We start from the raw sequence: 18,627 nt of genomic DNA, 5'->3' as shown, positions 1-18,627 counted from the left end.
GGTTTGAATAAGCGCTTTCAAATATGATGATGCAAAAGCGATTTGCATAAATCAATTGCCGTTATTTATTGCAGGTGCAAAAATAGTTTGCGGTTTGATTGCGCGCCCAGTAAACTGACGAAGTAGAACGGTGAATTTCAACACTTTTCAGGCAACACGGAATCATCCCGATTGGGGGGATATGCGTGGCGAGCGCCAATATCAATGACCTAGAAAATAGGACGCGATCGTTGATTCAAATGTATGAGTTTTTGGTGGATCAACTCGACGAAGGAATCCATGTTGTCGATGCATCTGGGAAAACGGTGATTTACAATCAAAAAATGGCCGATATTGAGTCCATGTCAGCTGTTGATGTATTGAATAAGGATGTGCTTGATGTCTTCACGTTCCCAGAGGAAGGCTACAGCACATTGCTTCATGCGCTGCAAACTGGACGCGCAACTTTTAATGTAAAACAGACGTATTACAACTTGCAGGGCGAATCGGTGACGACGATTAACAACACCATGCCAATTGTCCTAAACGGTGAAATCTGTGGAGCTGTGGAAATCGCACGCGATATTACCCAAATCGAACGGATTCAAGAGAACATTCTCAGGCGTGGAAAAACACGGTACACGTTTGACAGTTTGATTGGCGAGAGCCCCAATATCGTGGAAGTGATGGAGCATGCAAAGCGAGCGGCTCGGACGAATTCGTCCATTCTGATTGTTGGGGAGACTGGAACGGGCAAGGAATTGTTTGCGCAAAGCATTCATCACGCGAGCCCCCGTTCCGCAGGACCCTTTGTTTCACAAAATTGCGCGGCATTGCCAGAGCACCTCATTGAAGGCATTTTGTTCGGTACCGTGCACGGCGCATTTCCTGGAGCCATCGATAGGCCAGGGCTCCTCGAGCAAGCGGATGGGGGAACGCTGCTACTAGACGAATTGAATTCGCTGAGTTTACCTTTGCAGGCCAAACTTCTTCGCGCACTTCAAGAAAAGACAATTCGTCGCCTCGGTGATACACAGGATAGAACCGTCGATGTGCGAATTATTGCGACCGTTCATGAAGACCCATTAGACGATGTGGTCAAAGGGACACTTCGGAAAGACCTATACTACCGTCTCAGCGTCGTGACGCTGTTTCTACCGCCATTGCGGGAACGTCAACAGGATATACCGAATCTGACCGATCTCTTTGTCAAGAGATACAATGAACTCTTTGGCATGCAGGTTCAGGGTGTTTCTGACGAAGTGATGAAATACTTTCTCACCTACCCTTGGCCAGGCAACGTCCGTGAACTCGAGAATACCATCGAAGGCGCCATGAACATGGTCGTGGACAATGGCGAAATTGACGTTGTACACCTTCCGATGCATATACGCCGGCGGGTAAACACCTTGGATGACACGCCGCATGGCGACAATGGCAGTCAACTTCTCGATTATGCATCGTTTGCACAGGAGCGAAATTTACAGTCTCAGTTGTCTCAATACGAGCGCGCATACGTGTTAAAAGTCTTATCGCAAAACGGTGGAAATGTGTCTGCCACAGCGCGCGCGCTGGGTGTGAGTAGACAAAGTTTGCAATACAGGCTTCGCAAATGGAATCACACCACGTAGGGTTCATCGGTGGTGCAAAATTTTTTTGCGCCCCGCAATCCACAAAGGCAGTTGTGTTTCATTCGGTTCATCTGCAATATATTTTCTTAGTTAGAATGAAAACGGTTGCTTTATGCCGCGATAACATGCCGAACGAAGCTAGAGAAGAGGGGGAACCCACTTGGATAAACTACAGGAAATTGTCGACAAAGAAGCAGGCTTGAAGCGTGGAATGCGCAGTCGACATATGTTTATGATTTCAATCGGCGGTGTCATTGGCACAGGACTATTCGTGGGATCCGGCTACACCATCAATCAAGCCGGCCCTGGCGGCGCTGTCCTTGCGTATATGTTGGGTGGGATTCTAGTCGGCATTGTCATGGCGTCCTTAGGTGAATTGGCGACCGCCATGCCTGTGGCGGGATCGTTTAAAACGTACGCCCAAGTGTTTATCAGCCCGAGTGTCGGGTTTTTAAGCGCATGGCTGTATTGGATCAACGGAGCCATCACGATTACGGTTGAGTGGTTAGCGGCCGTCATGATTCTGCAGCAGTATTTCCCACACATTCCGAGCGTCGTGTTTTACGTGGTATTCTTCATTATCTACTTAGTCTTAAATATTATGGCAGTTGGCGTGTATGGAGAATCGGAATTCTGGTTTGCGAGCATTAAGGTCATCGGGATTATCGTTGCTTCTGCCGTGGGTATCGCAGTGATTTTTGGGTGGACCTCGCATCCGGCAATCGGTGCTACAAACTATTTGCACCATGGCGGCTTGTTTCCGCATGGCTTTGGCGCTTCATTTCTTGCACTGGTTTCCGTCTGTTTTTCGTATAGTGGCACGGAACTGATTGGGATTGCGGCCGGTGAAAGTCGCGATCCGGCGAAATCGGTACCTCGCGCGGTTCGCACGACGACGCTGCGCACACTCTTATTCTACGTGCTCGCGATGATTGTCTTAGTGGGTATCATCCCGTGGCAGTCGGCAGGCGTAAACGATAGCCCATTTGCAACGATATTTCAATTGGCTGGAATTCCGTCCGCGCATGTCATTATGGATATTATCGTCGTCACCTCCGCACTGTCCGCAGGATCCTCGTGGACATACGCATCTTCCCGTCTCATCTGGTCGATGTCGCTCGATGGCATGGCACCGAAGTTCCTCAGCAAACTCAGTAAACGGCAAGTACCTGTCCGTTCAGTGCTATTTACCATGATTATTGGTGTGGCTGGACTTTTGCTTTATAAAGTTTCACCGGACAAACTGTACACCTGGATTTTATCTGGCATCGGGTTGGTCGTCGTCATTGACTGGGGAATTATTTGCCTCGCGCAAATGGGATTTCGGCGTAAGTATGTCCGTTCAGGAGGTAAGGTGAGCGATCTCCCCTACAGAACCCCGTTGTATCCTGTGTTACCGCTTGTCGGCATTCTTGCGAATGCGGCGATTGCTGTGAGTCTTTGGTTCGTCCCTGGTCAGCGGATCACGATATACACAGGTGTGCCGATTATTGCGATTATCATGCTCTATTACTTCTTGTTTGCGAGAAAGAGGATTCTTGCAAAGCAAAAAGAGAACAGGGAGCAAATCGAAAATTCACTGTCTGTCGAACTCTCGTAAGGTTACATGTGTGGTAAATTAGGAAACGAGTGGTACGTGATTCCTGACACGTGTCTGCGACACAAGGTATTGAATCCTTGCTAGGATGGACGCGCGGCATGTCGTGCGATGAATGTAAAGGGAGTTATACCTATATGCAAATTTCAATGGATGACTTGGAGTTGCCGTGTTGGGATTGTAAAGGTAGTGGAGAAGTGACATCTGAAGAAGGCACACTCGTAACATGCGATAAGTGTAGCGGAACGGGCGTCATACTTACGACTTTGGGGCAAACATTATTGTCCTTTATGAAGAAACATCTCAGGCAATGATGTTGTAGGTACGAAGGCCAAATCACTCAGGGATGCGCGAGCAAGGGGAAGGAGGCATCGAATGATTCATTTGATGATGACGGCTTGTGTTCTTGGCTTTGTCTACAGTGCTGCCCCAGGAGCAGTGAACACTGAAGCATTACGCAGGGGATTACAGAGAGGTTTTGTCCCTGCATTTTTGGTGCAACTTGGAGCTCTCTTGGGGGATTTGGTGTGGGCCATGATTGGTTTGACAGGCGTTGCTCTTGTATTTCACTTTTTGACCGTACAAATCATTTTAGAAATTGCGGGCGTAGCTTTTCTACTTCGAATGGCGTGGCTGTCTTTTCTAGATGCGCGCAAGCCACTGGATTTCAGTGTGAATCAAAATACGACGGAACATCGGGATTTCATGACAGGCATTATTTTTTCATTAGCGAATCCGTTTGGTATCGCGTTTTGGGGTGGTATCGGTGGAGGATTCGCTGGTCATATCGCGGGCATGTCACTAATTGATAAACTGTTGTTCTTGTTCCTCGGCTTTTCTGTTGGAGCATTTGCTTGGTGCATCGGTATTTCGGCTTTGGTCGCATGGTCACGCAAATTCATCGGCGACAAGGTGCTTCGTGGAATCTTTACAGTGTCGAGCTTGGCAATGGCGTATTTCGCCCTGGAAATGTTATGGACGTTCGTGCACAGTACATTTTACCCTCTGTTTTCTCATCGTTTGCGTGTTAAATCCAGTTGATGAAGTGTGTCAAGCATTTAGGCGGGACACTAATGGGGGTAGGTAAAATCATCGAGTTGTTAGAACGGAAACGATGAAAAACAACGAATGGCGATGCTGGATGCGTAGCATCCGAATTAAGGCTCTGTAACATGAGGGTCCTTCATTTGAAGGGCCCTCATGTTGTGTTCACGGAAGGTCCTATTGATTCCGAACTTCCGAACCTGCAACTGTGTTCTGTTTGCGGTGGCCTCGGTTCGCCTGGATGGCCACCGCGACGACGAAGACGCCTGCGATACAGGTGATGACGCTTGCGACCCGCAGCGCTGTGCTGGCGCCAGTGGTGAAGGCGTCAATAATACCCGTGTGGAGCGCGGGCGCGGTGCTGATGGCTTCGGCGACTGTGCGTGGTACTGGCACATCGTGTTTGAGATTCTGTGGCAAGTGCTGGATGAAACTTGCGGTCATCACGGTGCCAACGACTGCAACGCCCAGAGCGCTGCCCAGTTCCCGGGTTGCGGATTGGAGTCCTCCCGCGATACCTGCTTGCTCAGGCGGCAGTGCAGCCGTGATTTCCGCGGTCAAGCACGGCAATGCGAGCGTGAGCCCGACACCGATGACGACAAGCCACATCGCGTAGATGAAATAGGGTTGGTGCACGGCGGAAGCCAGGCCGAACAATCCGATGCCAATGAATACGAAGGCTGCAAACAGCGTGACGGGAATGCCAATACGCCGCACTAGGCTGGGAATCCAGCGCGTGCCGATAACCATAGGTAACGTCATCGGGACAATCGCAATTCCGGCTTGCAGGACCGAGTAGCCACGGCCGTATTGTAGGAGCGAGGCGTTCAGGTAGAACAGGCCGAAGCTGCCGAAGAACAGCACGAGCATTCCCAGGCTGGCGCTACTGAGCAAAGGTATGCGGAACAGCCGTGGATCCAGCAAGGGATGATGCGCTCGCAGTTCAGTGGCAATCCACACCGCACCGAGTACGGCACTGGCTGCGAACGCGACGATGACGACGGCGCTTCCCCAACCGCGCTCGGGTCCCTCAATGATGCCGATGAGGAGGGCAATGGTTGTCGCGACGAGCAGGGCGGTGCCGGCCGGATCGAGGTTGCGAGGGCTGTGACAGCTGCGTCGTACGGCGAGTGCCACAAAGAGTGCGCAGAGCAGCGCAATCGGCACGATGGCCGCGAACAGGACTCTCCACGATCCGCTGGTCAGGAGCGCCCCTCCGGCGATGTTGCCCACGAGTCCGCCTAAGCCGGACGTCACGCCCCAGATGGCCAGGGCGCGGCCACGCCGTTCAGGTGCGGTCGCATGAACTAATACCCCTACACAGTTCGGAAGCACGAGCGCCGCTCCGACGCCAGTGATTGCGCGACCGAGGAGCAAGATGGGCACGTTCGCGGAGGTGGCCGAGATGGCCGCGCCTACGGCGAATGTGACGAGCCCGCCCATGAGGACGCCTTTGCGCCCAAACCTATCCCCAGCCGCGCCGCCTGGGATGACCAGGCAAGCGAACACGATGACATACGCGTCCACTATCCACAACAGCTCCGATGAGCTTGGATGGAGTCGACTGGCTGCCAGCATCGGCACCGCTAAGTTGATGGCGGCGACAAGGCCGACGACCAGGATGGTGCACGCACATACGCACGTCAGAACAAGCCCCGAGTTCCGTGACGAGTTCATAGCACCTGGGGATATCGCTTGTTGAGCGCTCATCGATTTTCCTCCTCGGTAGACGGGGCCATCCACGCCATTGCCCTAGTCATGAAGACAAGCATTCCTGCTACCTCCTTGTAGCCCTTTGGTGGGCTACAAATCTACAAATTCCGGTCACTCGTACATCGTTAGAGACGCGATATCACGTGCGTCTTCTGATGTTTCGAGACACCGTGTATTCAAACTAACAGATTCGGTGCATGGTGTCTAGTAATTATCTGAATCTCGGCTAGTGGGAAAAGTGAGCAGGTGATGACGTGAGATTCGTGGGTGGTTGAGGAGACATGGACAAGGTATACGGTCTCCATGTATTGTGAAGACATGGAGATGGACATGCACATGGACAAGGATAGGGAACATGGTCGGGGTGGTCGTCCTCGAAGTGAGCAAGCGAGGACAGCGATTTTGCATGCGGTGGATGACCTGTTGTTGGAGATGGGCTACGCCGCCGTGACGATGAAGGGCATCGCACAGCGCGCTGGTGTATCCAGGCAGACCGTCTATCGGTGGTGGTCACATAAGGCGGAGATCTTGTTTGAGGCCAGTGTGATCGACGCACAGCAAGAACTCGCGGTGAGTCCCGCTGCGGATCCTTTAGATGACCTCACGGCATACTTGGAAGCGCTGATTCGTTTCCTCGCGCACTCACCGGCGGGTGCCGCTTATCGTGCGCTTGTCGGCGAAGCACAGCACGATGCTGCAGTAGCGAAACTGCTCTCTTCGAAAGATCTGCTAGGGGACAGCGCCAGGGTTGTGATAGAGCGTGCCATTGGCGAGGGGAATCTACCCATTCCACTCGATCAAGCCACCGCCCTGCTCATCGGACCAACCTTTTTCTGGATTCTCAGTGGACGCAATGCGGATCATCTTGTTCCACGGGAACTGGCCAAGGATTTCATCCACGACCTTCAAGCGCGACTGTCGCATTAAACCGGGACACTGTTTGGCACCGGCGGGGGCCCGTGTGATGGACCCGACGATATCGTTCTTTGGGATGATGGTGTAGGTCAAGGCTCGTCGGCAGTCTGAAACTTTTGTAGGTAATGGCCGAATGTTAAAAGAGGCCATATCGTGTTGTAGCTGTGAAAATGAATATAGAATCCACCTGGAAGTTCTCCGCCTGTCGGGTAGGAGGTGGTCCAATCGGATTGGTCCTTTCCCATAGCCAAGATTTCCGTAGACAAGAATCGAATGCCATGCTCAATCGCGGGCATGGTGTGGGAAGAGGCTGTGATTAACGCGTCCGTTGCCCAAGCGGTTTGCGATAAGGTGCTTCTGCCGAGTGGTACGTAGGTATGCCTTGTATCGCTCAAGCAAGATTCTCCCCAGCCCCCGTCCGCGTTTTGGATATCATGGAGCCAAGCTACCGCGCGACGAATGGAGGGGTGACTCGCGTCTAGCCCAGCCGCCAAGAGCCCCGTCAGCGCGGCCCACGTCCCATAAATGAAACAAATTCCCCATCGCCCATACCACGATCCGTCAACTTCCTGATGTTTTAGCAACCAATTGACGGCTCTCTGCACAACCTTGTCTTTTTGGGTATATCCCGCATCATTGCAAAGAAATTCGAGGGTTCTGCCGGTTAAATCGGGACATGACGGGTCCGTGAGTGTAGCCTTCGCCCCATCTATGGCCAAATTGGATACGATACGTTTGTTTTTATTCCGTTCAAATGCAGGCCAGCCGCCATCCGAATTCTGCATAGACAAAACCCAGTTTAACCCCCGCCTCCAAGCGCATTGGACACTGGAACTTGTTTTCGCCGAGTGGGTGATTGCACGTAACGCTGCCGTTGTATCATCGACATCCGGAATGAGTGTATTGACGTCAGAAAACCCCCAGCCCCCACCGTCACTCCTTGCGTCTGGAGGTTCTATATCCCGGGTTTGATGGTGCTGGCGCACGAGTAAATAGGTTTGCGCTTTACGCACCATTGTGGTCGTGTCAATCTGGGGAATCGTTTGTATGGCATAGCTCAGCAACGCCGTGTCCCACACCGTGGAGGTCATATTTTGTAAATGGGCCCCATTCGAGAGTGGATAGATGAACGATTTTAATCCTTCGATGGCCTGAACAATTGTTGGATGATGCTTCGGATATCCCATGCCAAGTAGCGCATAAATCATAAAGAATGTAGCACTTGCGTAGCTCATCAGTGTTCCGTCTTGCTCTATGTGTTTCAATACAAAATGTTCTAACCTCTGTAGAGACCAAGTTTTGACGGATAGAGGGCTTTTTCGAAGTTGGGCTTGTTTGTGTGTCCGGTTCTCTTTCCGTGTGGGTTGCAGCAGTGAGGCGCTTAAATCCGGTAAATAGGGCGATGTGGCAGGCGTTCCGCAATGCGCAGCAATGAGAACTGGCGCGATATGACCACGTGCGTAACCGACGAAGTCAAAGAAGTTCACGGGAAACCACTTTGGCAGCAATGTCCAGATTAAGGGGACCTTATAGTGTTTCCATGGAAGTTGACCCGTACATGCTAACATTGCTCTAGTAGATGTCCCAATTTGCGCCAATCCGCCATGTTGACGTATGAAGTGCCTGGCTTGTTCGAGTGGTTCGTCATCTGTCGTGTCATGGCCAGCTGAAAGTAATGCGTAGTATGATTCGACTGTTGCAGATAAATTTCCCCATCCCGGCTCGTCATGAAACAATGACCAGGCACCATGGTGATTTTGGAGGCTCAAAATTCGGGAGGACAGGGGTTGTATCACGTCGTTGTCAGCAAGTCCCAAAGCGCGAAGGAGTAGTATCATGTAGGCGTCTGTCATCGGTCCACTTTCGCAGCAGTATCTCCACGATCCGTCCATGGCCTGATCGTTCTCCAATCGACGCACCAATTTGTCAACCGCTTGCCTCACCTGTTCTATCATACGGATTCCTCCAGCGACCAAAACAAATATCTGGAGTATAAAGTACGTGACTCGTTATGGAGGACGCTACGGATAAGTGCACAGTCATCCGCTTCAAGACCTTCGACAAAATCCACGCGATATAAAGATAACTGTCCGTACAAGCAGATCTGCTGGATGAATAAGGTGACACTTAAGTGTGATTACTGGGTGAGGGAGGGGATATCAATGGGGATTGATCCGTGGCTTATGTGCAAATTTGCATACAAAATGATGCATCCGGTTTATTACCGACGGGCTCGTGCAATTCTCAAATCGTACGACTATGCAGCACTACAAGATCCGTATGCGGTTGGTTGCATGATTGACAGCCTATGTACAGCTTGCCGGGATAAGCTCACGCCTGCACAACGCGCCGCAGCCACTCGATTCGTGATATCACAACGGTGTAATCCGGCGAATCCAAGCCATCGGGCACGCATGCGGAGAATGGTATTCGGCTATTGACTGTTCGGCATTGGACTGGATTGGTGAAAAGACGCACATGACCAGCATGCACTCGTTGGAGACAGCGGGTGCATTTGTGTTGATGAATCGCAATATCGTGAAACGCTCTGAAACATCTACACGACATGAAGAAGGGCTCTCGCGTGGAGAGCCTTAGAGGGACTGCATTATCCACCGGTGCAGCTAGCTGCTCATCTTGGTTGACGCAGATTAGTAAGCGCCGCCCGTCGCGCAACTTGCGCCACCGCCGTATCCATAACCTGGAACGAGCAAGAAGAACAGGACGAAGATGATGAGGAATACAACCGCCCAACTGGTATATAACCCAAATGTTCCACCGTACACCAATCACACCCCCTCCCGGTACACGTCATAGGGTACGTAGAATGTCATTAACCTGTATTGGACAGATATCTTGGGATATCTCAGGCGGCCAAGCCTGAATTCTCATCCCAGCATTTTTGTGGATGAACTCGAGTTATAGATGGTTTCCAACAACGTTCCCACTTGTTCGGCTAAAACGTGAGGGGAATAAGGCATTCCATTCGTTAGCCACCATTCCACGATCCCTGTGTAAGCCGTCCCAACAAATCGTAAGAAGACTTCTTCACTGACGTCGTCACGGATCTCATTTGTTTTATGGAGTTCGTTTTTGAACTCTTCGATTTGAAATTCGAGGAACCGATTACGAAAGTAAGGCGCACCCTTACTTGCTAGCATAGTCGAAAAGAATGAGTAGTTACTTTGAAGGTACTCGAAGCAGATCTGCGTTGCAGGTCTCCAGTCCATTTCACACGCCGTTTCGCAGAGTTTTCGGAGTTTGTCGATGTACTCTTCTGTGAGTTTATCGAGCAGGTCGAATTTATCTGCGTAGTGCAGGTAGATGGTTTTTCGGCTGACATTTGCTTTATCCGCGATATCTTGTATCGTGATCTGATCAAAATTTTTTTCAGACATCAATTCAATCACAGCTTGTTTAATCGCGTGTTGCGATTTGATAACTCTTCTATCCACTTTCGTCATTGCGTGGGTCATCTCGCTTTACGTCGGTGATGGATGTGTAACAGTTTCGGTAGATTTGTGTAGTAATTCACGGATTCAAGTGATTTGGGCATTGAAGCCATCTGGTTTCCTATTACAATGATACACAGGTGTTACCTAATACATCAATGTGTCTTACTTGCAACTTGGTGGATCTGGTAAACCATTTCCAAGGCTGCCCTTTTGCGGGTTACCAGGAGGTTAGTTCATGATTCAAGCGAATGCACGTGCAGTTTTTAATCCAGAGGGTCCCTTTCAATTGACCACGATTGAACGCAGAGATCTCCAACCGCACGATGTTCTTATTGAGATTAAGTATGCTGGTATTTGCCACTCAGACATTCATACCGCTCGCGGAGAATGGGGAGAGGTTCAATATCCGCTCGTTCCAGGCCACGAAATCGCCGGCATTGTCACGCAGATTGGTTCGGAAGTCACCAAATTTGCTGTTGGCGACCGAGTTGGCGTTGGTTGCATGGTTGACTCTTGCGGGGAGTGCGATAGTTGTCGCAATGGAGACGAGCAATACTGTCTTAACGGGAACGTTGGCACGTATGCGGCTATCGACAAGTACGGTCAATATACCCAGGGCGGCTATTCCACGCACATTGTCGTAACGGAAGGTTTTGTTGTACGGATTCCAGATAGCATTCCGTTGGATAAAGCGGCACCGCTTTTGTGTGCTGGAATCACCACATACTCACCACTTCGCCACTGGGGCGCAGCTCCTGGCAAGAAGGTTGCTGTCGTAGGGATGGGCGGACTTGGCCATATGGCAGTAAAACTTGCGCATGCCATGGGTGCGGAAGTCACTGTTTTATCGCAAACGCTGAAGAAGAAAGAAGATGGGTTGCGTCTTGGCGCCGATCATTATTATGCCACGAGCGATCCGGAAACTTTTGAGAAGCTGGCCAGTTCATTTGATCTCATCGTGAATACTGTCAGTGCAAAGATTGATTTGAACGCATATCTATCGCTTCTGGCAGTGGATGGCACGATGGTCAACGTCGGCGCGCCACCGGAGCCGATGCCGGTACAGGTATTCTCGCTGATTCCTTATCGTCGTTCGTTTGCCGGATCAGTCATTGGTAGCATTCGCGAAACACAAGAAATGCTTGACTTCTGTGCGGAACACGGCGTTGCACCAGAAATAGAGGTCATTTCTGCGAACCTGATTGATGAAGCCTGGGAGCGCGTGCTCGCTTCAGATGTTCGATATCGATTCGTGATTGACATTAGTACGATGGAAAATGAATAACAGAGAATCATCGAAATAGGTTGGCGGCACACCGTGTAGGTGTGCCGTTTTTTTAGTGTTGTACCTCATTCAATGTATTTACCTCCGACGTGAGACGGCAATTGTTCGAGCCCCAATATAGTCCGACTGGACCACTCTAAACTATCCTTTCGGTGCATGTGCAAAAGGGCCGGCGATGTGACAATACAGACATCAGCAGCACACAGGGGTGACGAGTATGAAAAGAATTGCACTGCTCACCAGTGGCGGGGACGCGCCAGGCATGAACGCAGCGATTCGCGCAGTTGTGCGTACTGCATATCACTTCGATTGTGAAGTGCTAGGCATTCGACATGGCTATCAAGGATTGCTTCAAGACGACATCATTCCACTAACTCCAAGCTCCGTGGGTGACATTATACAGCGCGGTGGGACGATTCTTTTGACGGCCAGGTGTGATGCGTTCAAGACGGATGAGGGATTGGCACAAGGCGTTGCCACCTTGCGGCGCGAAGGCGTGGAAGGGCTGGTGGTCATTGGTGGGGACGGATCGTTTAGAGGTGCTTGTGCCCTCGCACAACATGGCATTCGCACGATTGGTATTCCCGGCACGATAGACAATGATATTCCTGGTACGGATGAGACCGTGGGATTTGATACGGCATTGAATACGGCCGTGGAGGCAATTGATAGGATTCGAGATACTGCAAGTTCGCACGACCGGACCTATGTTGTCGAAGTGATGGGCCATCACTCAGGTGCGATTGCACTTGCCGTAGGAATGGCGGCAGGGGCCGCATCCATCATGATTCCAGAAGAGGAACCGGACTTGGAGCGGGTCTTGCGCCAGTTAAATCAAGCCGCAGCGAGAGGAAAGAAACATCCGATTGTCTTGGTGGCCGAAGGCGCGGCGCATGCGATGGAGGTCGGGGGATTTTTGAAAGATCACATCGCATCTGAAGTGCGCGTGACGGTGCTTGGACATATCCAACGTGGAGGTGCGCCGTCGGCTCGGGATAGGATTTTAGGGAGCCTGTACGGGACACAAGCCGTTCACCTGCTCTTGGAAGGTCGTACCAATCAGATGGTTGGTATGCGTTGTGGCCGGGTGGAGGCAATCAGTTTTGATGAGGTGTTCAGTAGTGTGCATCAAACCAATCTATCACTTCACACGATTGCCGATATCCTTGCAGTCTGACGTTCGTAAGGGGGAAGCACGATGAATGTGTTGATGGTCGTTGACGAACTTGCTGATGTGGATGCCTTGAAAGCGTTGAAACCGTATTTCGATCCGGTCGAGGACTTGCAACTGACGGTACTGTACATCACGGATGATAAGAGTTGTATACAATTGGGCACCGACGAGCACCCACACTTTGTATTGCCAGATGCGGAACTCATCTATCGGGATGAAATCGAAGATCGGGTATTGCGGACGTTTCGCCCATGGCACGAACGGGTGCATTTTCGGCACGAAGTCGGCGACGACGTCGTGGAAATTCTCAGGCGAGTCATCCGGGAGGCGTCTATCGACCTGATAGCACTGAATCCAAGACAGCACACGGACGACGCATACGCCGGACTTCCTCTTCGGAGGATTGTGTTACGTGGTGACGAACAACCGGTTTCGATAGAGGACGCCGTGAGAACTTGAGCTCGCTGCGTTGCGGGGGATGGATGGATTCGCGGGTTTCATAACCGCGCGGTTTGCGGGAGATTGCTTCGGCGAGGAGAGGTTATATGTTTGTACCGGTCGGTGTGTCAGGTCGCCATATTCATTTGACGCAGCAAGATGCGGACGCGTTATTTGGCAAGGGATACGTGTTTGAGAAATTTAAGGCATTGAGGCAACCTGGACAGTTCGCGTGTGCAGAAACGGTGACCTTGCGAGGGCCGAAAGGCGATATTACACATGTTCGCGTACTAGGTCCTGTTCGCGCATATTCGCAAGTTGAAATCTCCAAAACAGATGCACGCGTGCTTGGTGTCACCCCGCCGGTGCGTGATTCGGGCGATATCGAGGGGACACCGGGTATTGAGGTCATTGGGCCACATGGGTCTATCTGTTTAGAAAGCGGGGTCATTCTCGCTCATCGACATATCCACCTGCATCCTACGGACGCCATGCAACTGGGCGTGAAGGATAAGGAATTCGTCGCCGTAGAGACAACGGGTGAACGGCAGGTCATCTTGGAGAAGGTGCTTTGTCGGGTCAGCCCAGATTATCGTTTGGAATTTCACGTCGATACAGACGAAGCAAATGCGTCCGGTTTGTCAAATGGTGATACGGTAAAAGTGATTCAAGTGGACGTCATCCACGAAATTCGGACGTTCATTCCAGAAACCGTACTCGTGCTCAACTGTGGAAGCAGTTCTGTCAAATATAAACTGTATGCTATGCCTACCGAACAAATGATTGCGAAGGGCAATATTCCACGAACACCGGATCACCCGTTGGAAACGACCTTAGCCGACATTTTCCAGCAGGTTGGCGATGACGTCGACTTGGTCGCCCATCGGATTGTTCATGGTGCGGATTTGTTTTCGGCATCGATACGAATCACGGATGACGTTTTTCAGCAGATTCAAAGTATTTCTCACCTAGCTCCACTCCACAACCCTGTAAATCTCGAGGGGGTGGAAGTCGCAAGGCGCTTTTATCCGGACATTTCTCACGTGGCGGTATTTGATACGAGCTTTCACCAGACGATGCCGCCGGAGTCGTTTTTATATCCCATTCCATATGCGTACTATGAAAAACACAAGATTCGTAAGTACGGATTTCACGGCAGCAGTCATCGTTACGTGTTGGAACGCGCAGTTCAAATGCTCGATGCACCGAAAAATAGGCTGCGCCTGATTAGTTGTCACATTGGCAACGGCGTCAGTGTCACCGCGATTCGCAATGGTCAGTCCTACAATACGTCGATGGGGTTGACGCCCTTGGCTGGCGTCGCAATGGGAACCAGAAGTGGGAATATCGATCCCGCTATCATCCCGTTTCTCGAACGTCTCGAGGGGATGACGACCAATGACGTGATCGACATTTTAAATCACCAGAGTGGCTTGTTGGGCATTTCCGGCATTAGCAATGACGTTCGCGTGCTGTTGGAACACGAGCAGCAGGGAGACGAGCGGGCTCGTCTGGCACTAGATCTGTTTATTTCGAAAATCCACAATTACATCGGCGCGAGCCTGGCGAAACTCAATGGTGCCGATGGCCTCATCTTTACGGCAGGGATTGGCGAGAATAGTCCGGAAATTCGCGAGAAAATTTGTTTAGGATTAGAGTACGCGGGTATTTACCTAGACAATCAGGCCAACTGGGAAGGGTCGGGGGAGCGGGTCATTTCGAGCCCGTATTCACCCATTAAGGTGATGGTGATTCCGACGAACGAGGAACTGATCATGGCGCGCGATGGCTACTGGCTGTCTCTCGAAAAAGCTGGGGTGACTGGTTGAGGTTGAAAGGTAGGGTATCGCGAAATTTGCACATGGGGTTGGGATGACATAAGCCCAACCCCAATTTGCATGATGATTTTCACATGTGACGATACATTCAAGACTTTGGGTGACGGGCGCCCAAAAAATCGGTACTGTTTGTGCTTTAAAATGGTCCAAACGGACTATATACAATTAGTCCGTCTATATCTCGCTATCGTTTGTGGACGGAGTTAGGATGAAATTAACCTAAAATGAGATCACTTCAGCATCCAGAAAGCTGGTATTACAAGATATGAAACGGCTATTGGAATACCTCATCTCAGGGGGTGGTCGTTTGGATAAACGGGTCATGTTGTTTACGGTCCGACATGAAAATTTGATGGTAGCGATTGCAATCGCTGGACTTGCGGTGTGGGGCGGGATGACGGGACATCCCGCGTTTATCTTTGGACTTGCATTGGTTGGCGCGACAGCGTATTTTGCCGGCGTCATCATTGCAGTTTGCATGGCGTTCTTGTTTATGGGATTAGATTTGTTTTTGGGACATATATCTTCCGAGTCGTCGAGTGCTGTGATATTGCAGTTGATAGGTTACTGTTCTGTCGCACATCTGGGATATAAGCACAAGACGTTACGGGAGGAACAACGAACGCTCAAAAAAGACCATCAGGTGCCTTGGGCAGTCATTAACGAAGTTCGAACGTCCTTGTCCGCCATTCGGTTTCTTTTATTTCCTCTGCAGGGCGATGACACGTCAAACGAGGAATTGAAGAAGGCGACCAGCGAGCTTTCACGCCTTGAGAAGATATTTCAGGACATTGAACGAGAAAATCACGAAAATCCGCGGAAATAAGAGGTTGGAAGCTGAACTCATAGGAATGACCGATATGCGCCTGCGTCATGGTGATGGATGAGCTGATTTGACTAGTCTGTTTGGATATCACAAATTAGTTCCTTTGTGTCTGATGCGCATCGCCGAAAAACAAGATAATGAAGCCATCGAAGGAAGCGTAGCAATCGCGTGCGCTTCTTAGGAGGCAAGGACGATGGTCAAATTTCTTCGTGAAAACCCGTATGCGAGAATGGTTCTGACGGCACTGCGAATCTGGATTGGTGTGGAGTGGATACGAGCGTCCTTGGAGAAGGTGGGTTCTCCGGTTTGGACGGGAAGTCAGGCAGGTGTAGGTGTTTCTGGATTCCTACGCGGGGCGATTGCGCAAAGTACGGGTGCGCATCCAACGGTAGAGGGATGGTATGCAGACTTTATCCGCGACGTGGCACTGCCGCACGCGAAAATTTTCAGTCTGGTCGTGAGTTTCGGCGAACTGTTGGTAGGCGTTGCGCTGGTGATTGGTTGCTTTACGACGTTTGCTGCTCTGATGGGTGTATGCATGAACATGGCGTATTTGCTGGCAGGCACGTCGAGCACGAATCCGAACATGCTGATATGGGAGATGTTTTTGCTGATAGCTGGCTATAACGCAGCTTATCTAGGCCTCGACTATTTTATCATTCCATGGGTGAGGAGACGTTTTCGTCGCTCGCAAAATACTTTGAATGACAGTTCCGGACATAATCCTAAGCTGTTTGCCTGAAGATGGCGGTAAAAACACAACCGAGAAAGTTGATGTATTAAATCACATTGCGATATGACTGCCTCGTTTCGGGGCAGTCATATTTGCTCAATCGCCCATTACGTATTCGCCTCTGCTTTACGCAGGAGATAAAATAGCCAAACCCATACGGATTGAACCATGAGGTAAATGACGAACGAGACGTTGATTGAGTAGCCGTGGCTATAGTGATAAATACCGCATCGTTTCGCGACCCATTCCATGCAGGTTGAAAGAGGCGCCCAACAGAGAATGTAGATGGGGCTAAACTTGGCCCTGATGTGTAGGAAGTCGTATAGGTAGAAAAATATATAGCTGACGGGGCCGTACATCAGGTACGACAAAAAGTCGATGAACTCAAACTCCGAGCTGTCATTGACGTCGTAAAAACTGATGGGGATCACGCTGAGGACGTGATCGAACAAAAATCCAAATGTGACGCCGCACATGAAAAACAAAGTGGATAGCTTCCATGAGAAGCGGCGTGGTAGAAAATATACGACGATGCTCCCCAAACAAACGGCCAATAAAACAGCCCACTCATTGGTGTTCAACTGGGTATCATACACGGTCAGACGAATCATCTCTGCTCAAACCACTCTCATTAAAATTTCGATACCACCAGACCAAGTACCACGAAACGCTAATAAATCCCAAGTACATCACGAGGGTGCTACCCATATGCGCAACGAACGAGTGGCGATAGGTGATGATTTTGAAAAAATCGAGTATCCAGTCGAAAACGGCCAGCCCACCCCATAGGCATGTGGCAAAAAACCACCGTGGTTTTTTGTCTTCCGAACGCTGTAGCGCATCGACGGCTATCATGATGAGGACCGGAATGGTAACGATGCGGACGATGATAGTCGAAAATGCAACCATGGGGGTCCGCTGGATAGTTACATAGTGCAGGTTCACGTCGAACACAGTAAAGGTCGCCGTCGTGAGAATGAGAATGACGCAGTACAGAAAGGCGAAATCCAACACAGATAATCTCTTCTGTACAAGCGAAAACAGAATGACAGATGAACAGGCAGACAAAGCAGCGAGTGGTAGTTGCATTTGCATTTGGCTGTTCCTTCCCACCGAAATACTTGGGTGACACCTTATTATGTTTTACCGGGGACGTCACACTTACACCTCGAATCATTACAGAATTCGACATATTTCTGCTGTTTTCGGCATGTTGGGTCGTTTGTCGATGATAGGGGCAGATTTATCTTGCACTGATTTCAATTAATATAGTAGAATACAGATTGTAAGTAACGAACTAGACATATTGTGGATGCGGAGGAAAACACGAAAATGGCAAATACACAGGAACTGCTCACGGCGCTTCGTGAACGGCGCTCGATTTACGCGATTAGCAAGGAGTCACCCATCTCCGACGAGCGCATTCAAGAAATTATTGAAGAGGCTGTCAAGCACACGCCGTCTGCGTTTAATTCGCAGAGCACGCGCATTGTGGTGCTGTTGGGCGAGCAACACGACAAACTGTGGAACATCACGACAGAAGTGCTGAAGGCGATTGTGCCGGCTGATCAGTTCGCATCTACGCAACAACGTATGGATGGCTTCCGCGCTGGTTACGGTACGGTTCTGTTCTTCGAAGATATGACGGTCGTTGAGGACTTGCAAAAGCAATTCCCGCTGTATCAAGACAACTTCCCAGTGTGGGCGGAACACACCAATGCGATGCATCAGCTCGTCATCTGGATGGCACTTCAATCGGAAGGGCTTGGCGCGAATTTGCAGCACTACAACCCGCTCATTGACGAGCGCGTCAAGACGGAGTGGAAGTTGCCAGAGAGCTGGAAGCTGGTTGCCCAAATGCCGTTTGGCAAGATCGTTGCACCGGCAGGAGACAAAGCGTTCAAGCCTGTGGCAGATAGGCTGAAGGTATTCAAGTAAGCCGTTTCGCATTCAAGTTGACAAGAATGTAGCGTACGTTTTTTCTGCGCGCATTCGGGTA

The 18,627-nt window shown here is 50.5% G+C and carries 19 protein-coding genes; 13 read left to right on the top strand and 6 right to left on the bottom strand.

Annotated features, from left to right (window positions below; genetic code table 11):
- Positions 1 to 230: 230 nt before the first annotated feature.
- The 4 genes from K1I37_RS12935 (at position 231) to K1I37_RS12920 (ending at position 4,248) form a co-directional block, all read left to right on the top strand.
- Positions 231 to 1,610, top strand: coding sequence for a sigma-54 interaction domain-containing protein (locus tag K1I37_RS12935; protein WP_031218254.1), 1,380 nt, complete (start codon positions 231 to 233; stop codon positions 1,608 to 1,610).
- Between the two features lie 160 nt (positions 1,611 to 1,770).
- Positions 1,771 to 3,210, top strand: coding sequence for an amino acid permease (locus K1I37_RS12930; protein ID WP_021295797.1), 1,440 nt, complete (start codon positions 1,771 to 1,773; stop codon positions 3,208 to 3,210).
- Between the two features lie 98 nt (positions 3,211 to 3,308).
- Entirely contained in the window at positions 3,309 to 3,521 is a 213-nt protein-coding gene (locus K1I37_RS12925; protein WP_407653226.1) for a tryptophan RNA-binding attenuation protein, read from the top strand.
- Between the two features lie 61 nt (positions 3,522 to 3,582).
- Positions 3,583 to 4,248, top strand: a complete 666-nt coding sequence (locus tag K1I37_RS12920; protein WP_021295796.1) for a LysE family translocator — start codon at positions 3,583 to 3,585, stop codon at positions 4,246 to 4,248.
- A gap of 180 nt (positions 4,249 to 4,428) precedes the next feature.
- Here the strand turns inward: K1I37_RS12920 and K1I37_RS12915 are convergent, their stop codons facing one another.
- A complete protein-coding gene (locus K1I37_RS12915) occupies positions 4,429 to 5,961 on the bottom strand; it encodes an MFS transporter (protein ID WP_021295795.1) in 1,533 nt (510 codons plus the stop codon).
- A gap of 270 nt (positions 5,962 to 6,231) precedes the next feature.
- Here K1I37_RS12915 and K1I37_RS12910 point away from each other — a divergent pair, with 270 nt between their 5' ends.
- Positions 6,232 to 6,891, top strand: coding sequence for a TetR/AcrR family transcriptional regulator (locus K1I37_RS12910; RefSeq protein ID WP_236613837.1), 660 nt, complete (start codon positions 6,232 to 6,234; stop codon positions 6,889 to 6,891).
- Between the two features lie 77 nt (positions 6,892 to 6,968).
- On the opposite strand, the gene K1I37_RS12905 is transcribed toward K1I37_RS12910, so the two are convergent.
- Positions 6,969 to 8,834, bottom strand: a complete 1,866-nt coding sequence (locus tag K1I37_RS12905; protein WP_021295793.1) for a terpene cyclase/mutase family protein — start codon at positions 8,832 to 8,834, stop codon at positions 6,969 to 6,971.
- 207 nt (positions 8,835 to 9,041) lie between these two features.
- Between K1I37_RS12905 and K1I37_RS12900 the strand changes: the two genes are divergently transcribed.
- On the top strand, positions 9,042 to 9,320 hold the full coding sequence (locus K1I37_RS12900) for a hypothetical protein (RefSeq protein ID WP_152498743.1): 279 nt from the start codon (positions 9,042 to 9,044) through the stop codon (positions 9,318 to 9,320).
- 210 nt (positions 9,321 to 9,530) lie between these two features.
- On the opposite strand, the gene K1I37_RS21550 is transcribed toward K1I37_RS12900, so the two are convergent.
- Together K1I37_RS21550 and K1I37_RS12895 are read right to left on the bottom strand one after the other, a co-directional pair.
- Positions 9,531 to 9,665 (bottom strand): hypothetical protein, encoded by a 135-nt coding sequence (locus tag K1I37_RS21550; RefSeq protein ID WP_268884383.1) that lies wholly within the window; start codon positions 9,663 to 9,665, stop codon positions 9,531 to 9,533.
- Between the two features lie 102 nt (positions 9,666 to 9,767).
- Positions 9,768 to 10,343 carry a TetR/AcrR family transcriptional regulator gene (locus K1I37_RS12895; RefSeq protein WP_021295790.1) on the bottom strand — a complete coding sequence of 192 codons (576 nt, stop codon included), beginning with the start codon at positions 10,341 to 10,343 and terminating at the stop codon, positions 9,768 to 9,770.
- A 226-nt stretch (positions 10,344 to 10,569) separates the two neighbouring features.
- Here K1I37_RS12895 and K1I37_RS12890 point away from each other — a divergent pair, with 226 nt between their 5' ends.
- The 6 genes from K1I37_RS12890 to K1I37_RS12860 all read left to right on the top strand — a co-directional run bounded on the left by K1I37_RS12890 (position 10,570) and on the right by K1I37_RS12860 (position 16,637).
- Positions 10,570 to 11,619, top strand: a complete 1,050-nt coding sequence (locus K1I37_RS12890) for an NAD(P)-dependent alcohol dehydrogenase (RefSeq protein WP_021295789.1) — start codon at positions 10,570 to 10,572, stop codon at positions 11,617 to 11,619.
- Between the two features lie 217 nt (positions 11,620 to 11,836).
- Positions 11,837 to 12,796 carry a 6-phosphofructokinase gene (gene pfkA, locus K1I37_RS12885; RefSeq protein ID WP_021295788.1) on the top strand — a complete coding sequence of 320 codons (960 nt, stop codon included), beginning with the start codon at positions 11,837 to 11,839 and terminating at the stop codon, positions 12,794 to 12,796.
- 21 nt (positions 12,797 to 12,817) lie between these two features.
- Positions 12,818 to 13,252, top strand: coding sequence for a hypothetical protein (locus K1I37_RS12880; RefSeq protein ID WP_021295787.1), 435 nt, complete (start codon positions 12,818 to 12,820; stop codon positions 13,250 to 13,252).
- A gap of 86 nt (positions 13,253 to 13,338) precedes the next feature.
- Positions 13,339 to 15,060, top strand: coding sequence for an acetate/propionate family kinase (locus K1I37_RS21665; protein ID WP_021295786.1), 1,722 nt, complete (start codon positions 13,339 to 13,341; stop codon positions 15,058 to 15,060).
- Positions 15,061 to 15,376: 316 nt separating this feature from the next.
- Entirely contained in the window at positions 15,377 to 15,895 is a 519-nt protein-coding gene (locus K1I37_RS12865; protein ID WP_021295785.1) for a hypothetical protein, read from the top strand.
- A 193-nt stretch (positions 15,896 to 16,088) separates the two neighbouring features.
- Positions 16,089 to 16,637, top strand: coding sequence for a DoxX family protein (locus tag K1I37_RS12860; protein WP_021295784.1), 549 nt, complete (start codon positions 16,089 to 16,091; stop codon positions 16,635 to 16,637).
- A 98-nt stretch (positions 16,638 to 16,735) separates the two neighbouring features.
- Here K1I37_RS12860 and K1I37_RS12855 read toward each other — a convergent pair whose 3' ends face one another.
- Together K1I37_RS12855 and K1I37_RS12850 are read right to left on the bottom strand one after the other, a co-directional pair.
- On the bottom strand, positions 16,736 to 17,239 hold the full coding sequence (locus K1I37_RS12855) for a hypothetical protein (RefSeq protein ID WP_031218243.1): 504 nt from the start codon (positions 17,237 to 17,239) through the stop codon (positions 16,736 to 16,738).
- The gene (locus K1I37_RS12850) at positions 17,217 to 17,723 is read right to left on the bottom strand and encodes a hypothetical protein (RefSeq protein WP_021295782.1); all 507 of its coding nucleotides are present in this window, start codon (positions 17,721 to 17,723) and stop codon (positions 17,217 to 17,219) included. The genes K1I37_RS12855 and K1I37_RS12850 overlap by 23 nt, the downstream gene beginning before the upstream one ends.
- A 237-nt stretch (positions 17,724 to 17,960) precedes the next feature.
- Here K1I37_RS12850 and K1I37_RS12845 point away from each other — a divergent pair, with 237 nt between their 5' ends.
- Positions 17,961 to 18,566, top strand: a complete 606-nt coding sequence (locus K1I37_RS12845) for a nitroreductase family protein (RefSeq protein WP_021295781.1) — start codon at positions 17,961 to 17,963, stop codon at positions 18,564 to 18,566.
- Positions 18,567 to 18,627: the final 61 nt, after the last annotated feature.

Origin of the sequence: Alicyclobacillus acidoterrestris, assembly GCF_022674245.1 — a bacterium.
GTDB lineage: Bacteria > Bacillota > Bacilli > Alicyclobacillales > Alicyclobacillaceae > Alicyclobacillus > Alicyclobacillus acidoterrestris.
The sequence above is the reverse complement of the archived record's forward strand: the minus strand, read 5'-3'. Positions and strand labels throughout refer to the sequence as shown.

Coding starts and splice junctions, on each gene's coding strand:
- K1I37_RS12890 (WP_021295789.1), top strand. CDS start 10,570: ATGATTCAAGCGAATGCACGTGCAGTTTTTAATCCAGAGGGTCCCTTT.
- pfkA (WP_021295788.1), top strand. CDS start 11,837: ATGAAAAGAATTGCACTGCTCACCAGTGGCGGGGACGCGCCAGGCATG.
- K1I37_RS12880 (WP_021295787.1), top strand. CDS start 12,818: ATGAATGTGTTGATGGTCGTTGACGAACTTGCTGATGTGGATGCCTTG.
- K1I37_RS12905 (WP_021295793.1), bottom strand. CDS start 8,834: ATGATAGAACAGGTGAGGCAAGCGGTTGACAAATTGGTGCGTCGATTG.
- K1I37_RS12855 (WP_031218243.1), bottom strand. CDS start 17,239: ATGATTCGTCTGACCGTGTATGATACCCAGTTGAACACCAATGAGTGG.
- K1I37_RS12850 (WP_021295782.1), bottom strand. CDS start 17,723: ATGCAAATGCAACTACCACTCGCTGCTTTGTCTGCCTGTTCATCTGTC.
- K1I37_RS12895 (WP_021295790.1), bottom strand. CDS start 10,343: ATGACGAAAGTGGATAGAAGAGTTATCAAATCGCAACACGCGATTAAA.
- K1I37_RS21665 (WP_021295786.1), top strand. CDS start 13,339: ATGTTTGTACCGGTCGGTGTGTCAGGTCGCCATATTCATTTGACGCAG.
- K1I37_RS12920 (WP_021295796.1), top strand. CDS start 3,583: ATGATTCATTTGATGATGACGGCTTGTGTTCTTGGCTTTGTCTACAGT.
- K1I37_RS12925 (WP_407653226.1), top strand. CDS start 3,309: ATGTCGTGCGATGAATGTAAAGGGAGTTATACCTATATGCAAATTTCA.
- K1I37_RS12845 (WP_021295781.1), top strand. CDS start 17,961: ATGGCAAATACACAGGAACTGCTCACGGCGCTTCGTGAACGGCGCTCG.
- K1I37_RS12900 (WP_152498743.1), top strand. CDS start 9,042: ATGGGGATTGATCCGTGGCTTATGTGCAAATTTGCATACAAAATGATG.
- K1I37_RS12915 (WP_021295795.1), bottom strand. CDS start 5,961: ATGAGCGCTCAACAAGCGATATCCCCAGGTGCTATGAACTCGTCACGG.
- K1I37_RS12860 (WP_021295784.1), top strand. CDS start 16,089: ATGGTCAAATTTCTTCGTGAAAACCCGTATGCGAGAATGGTTCTGACG.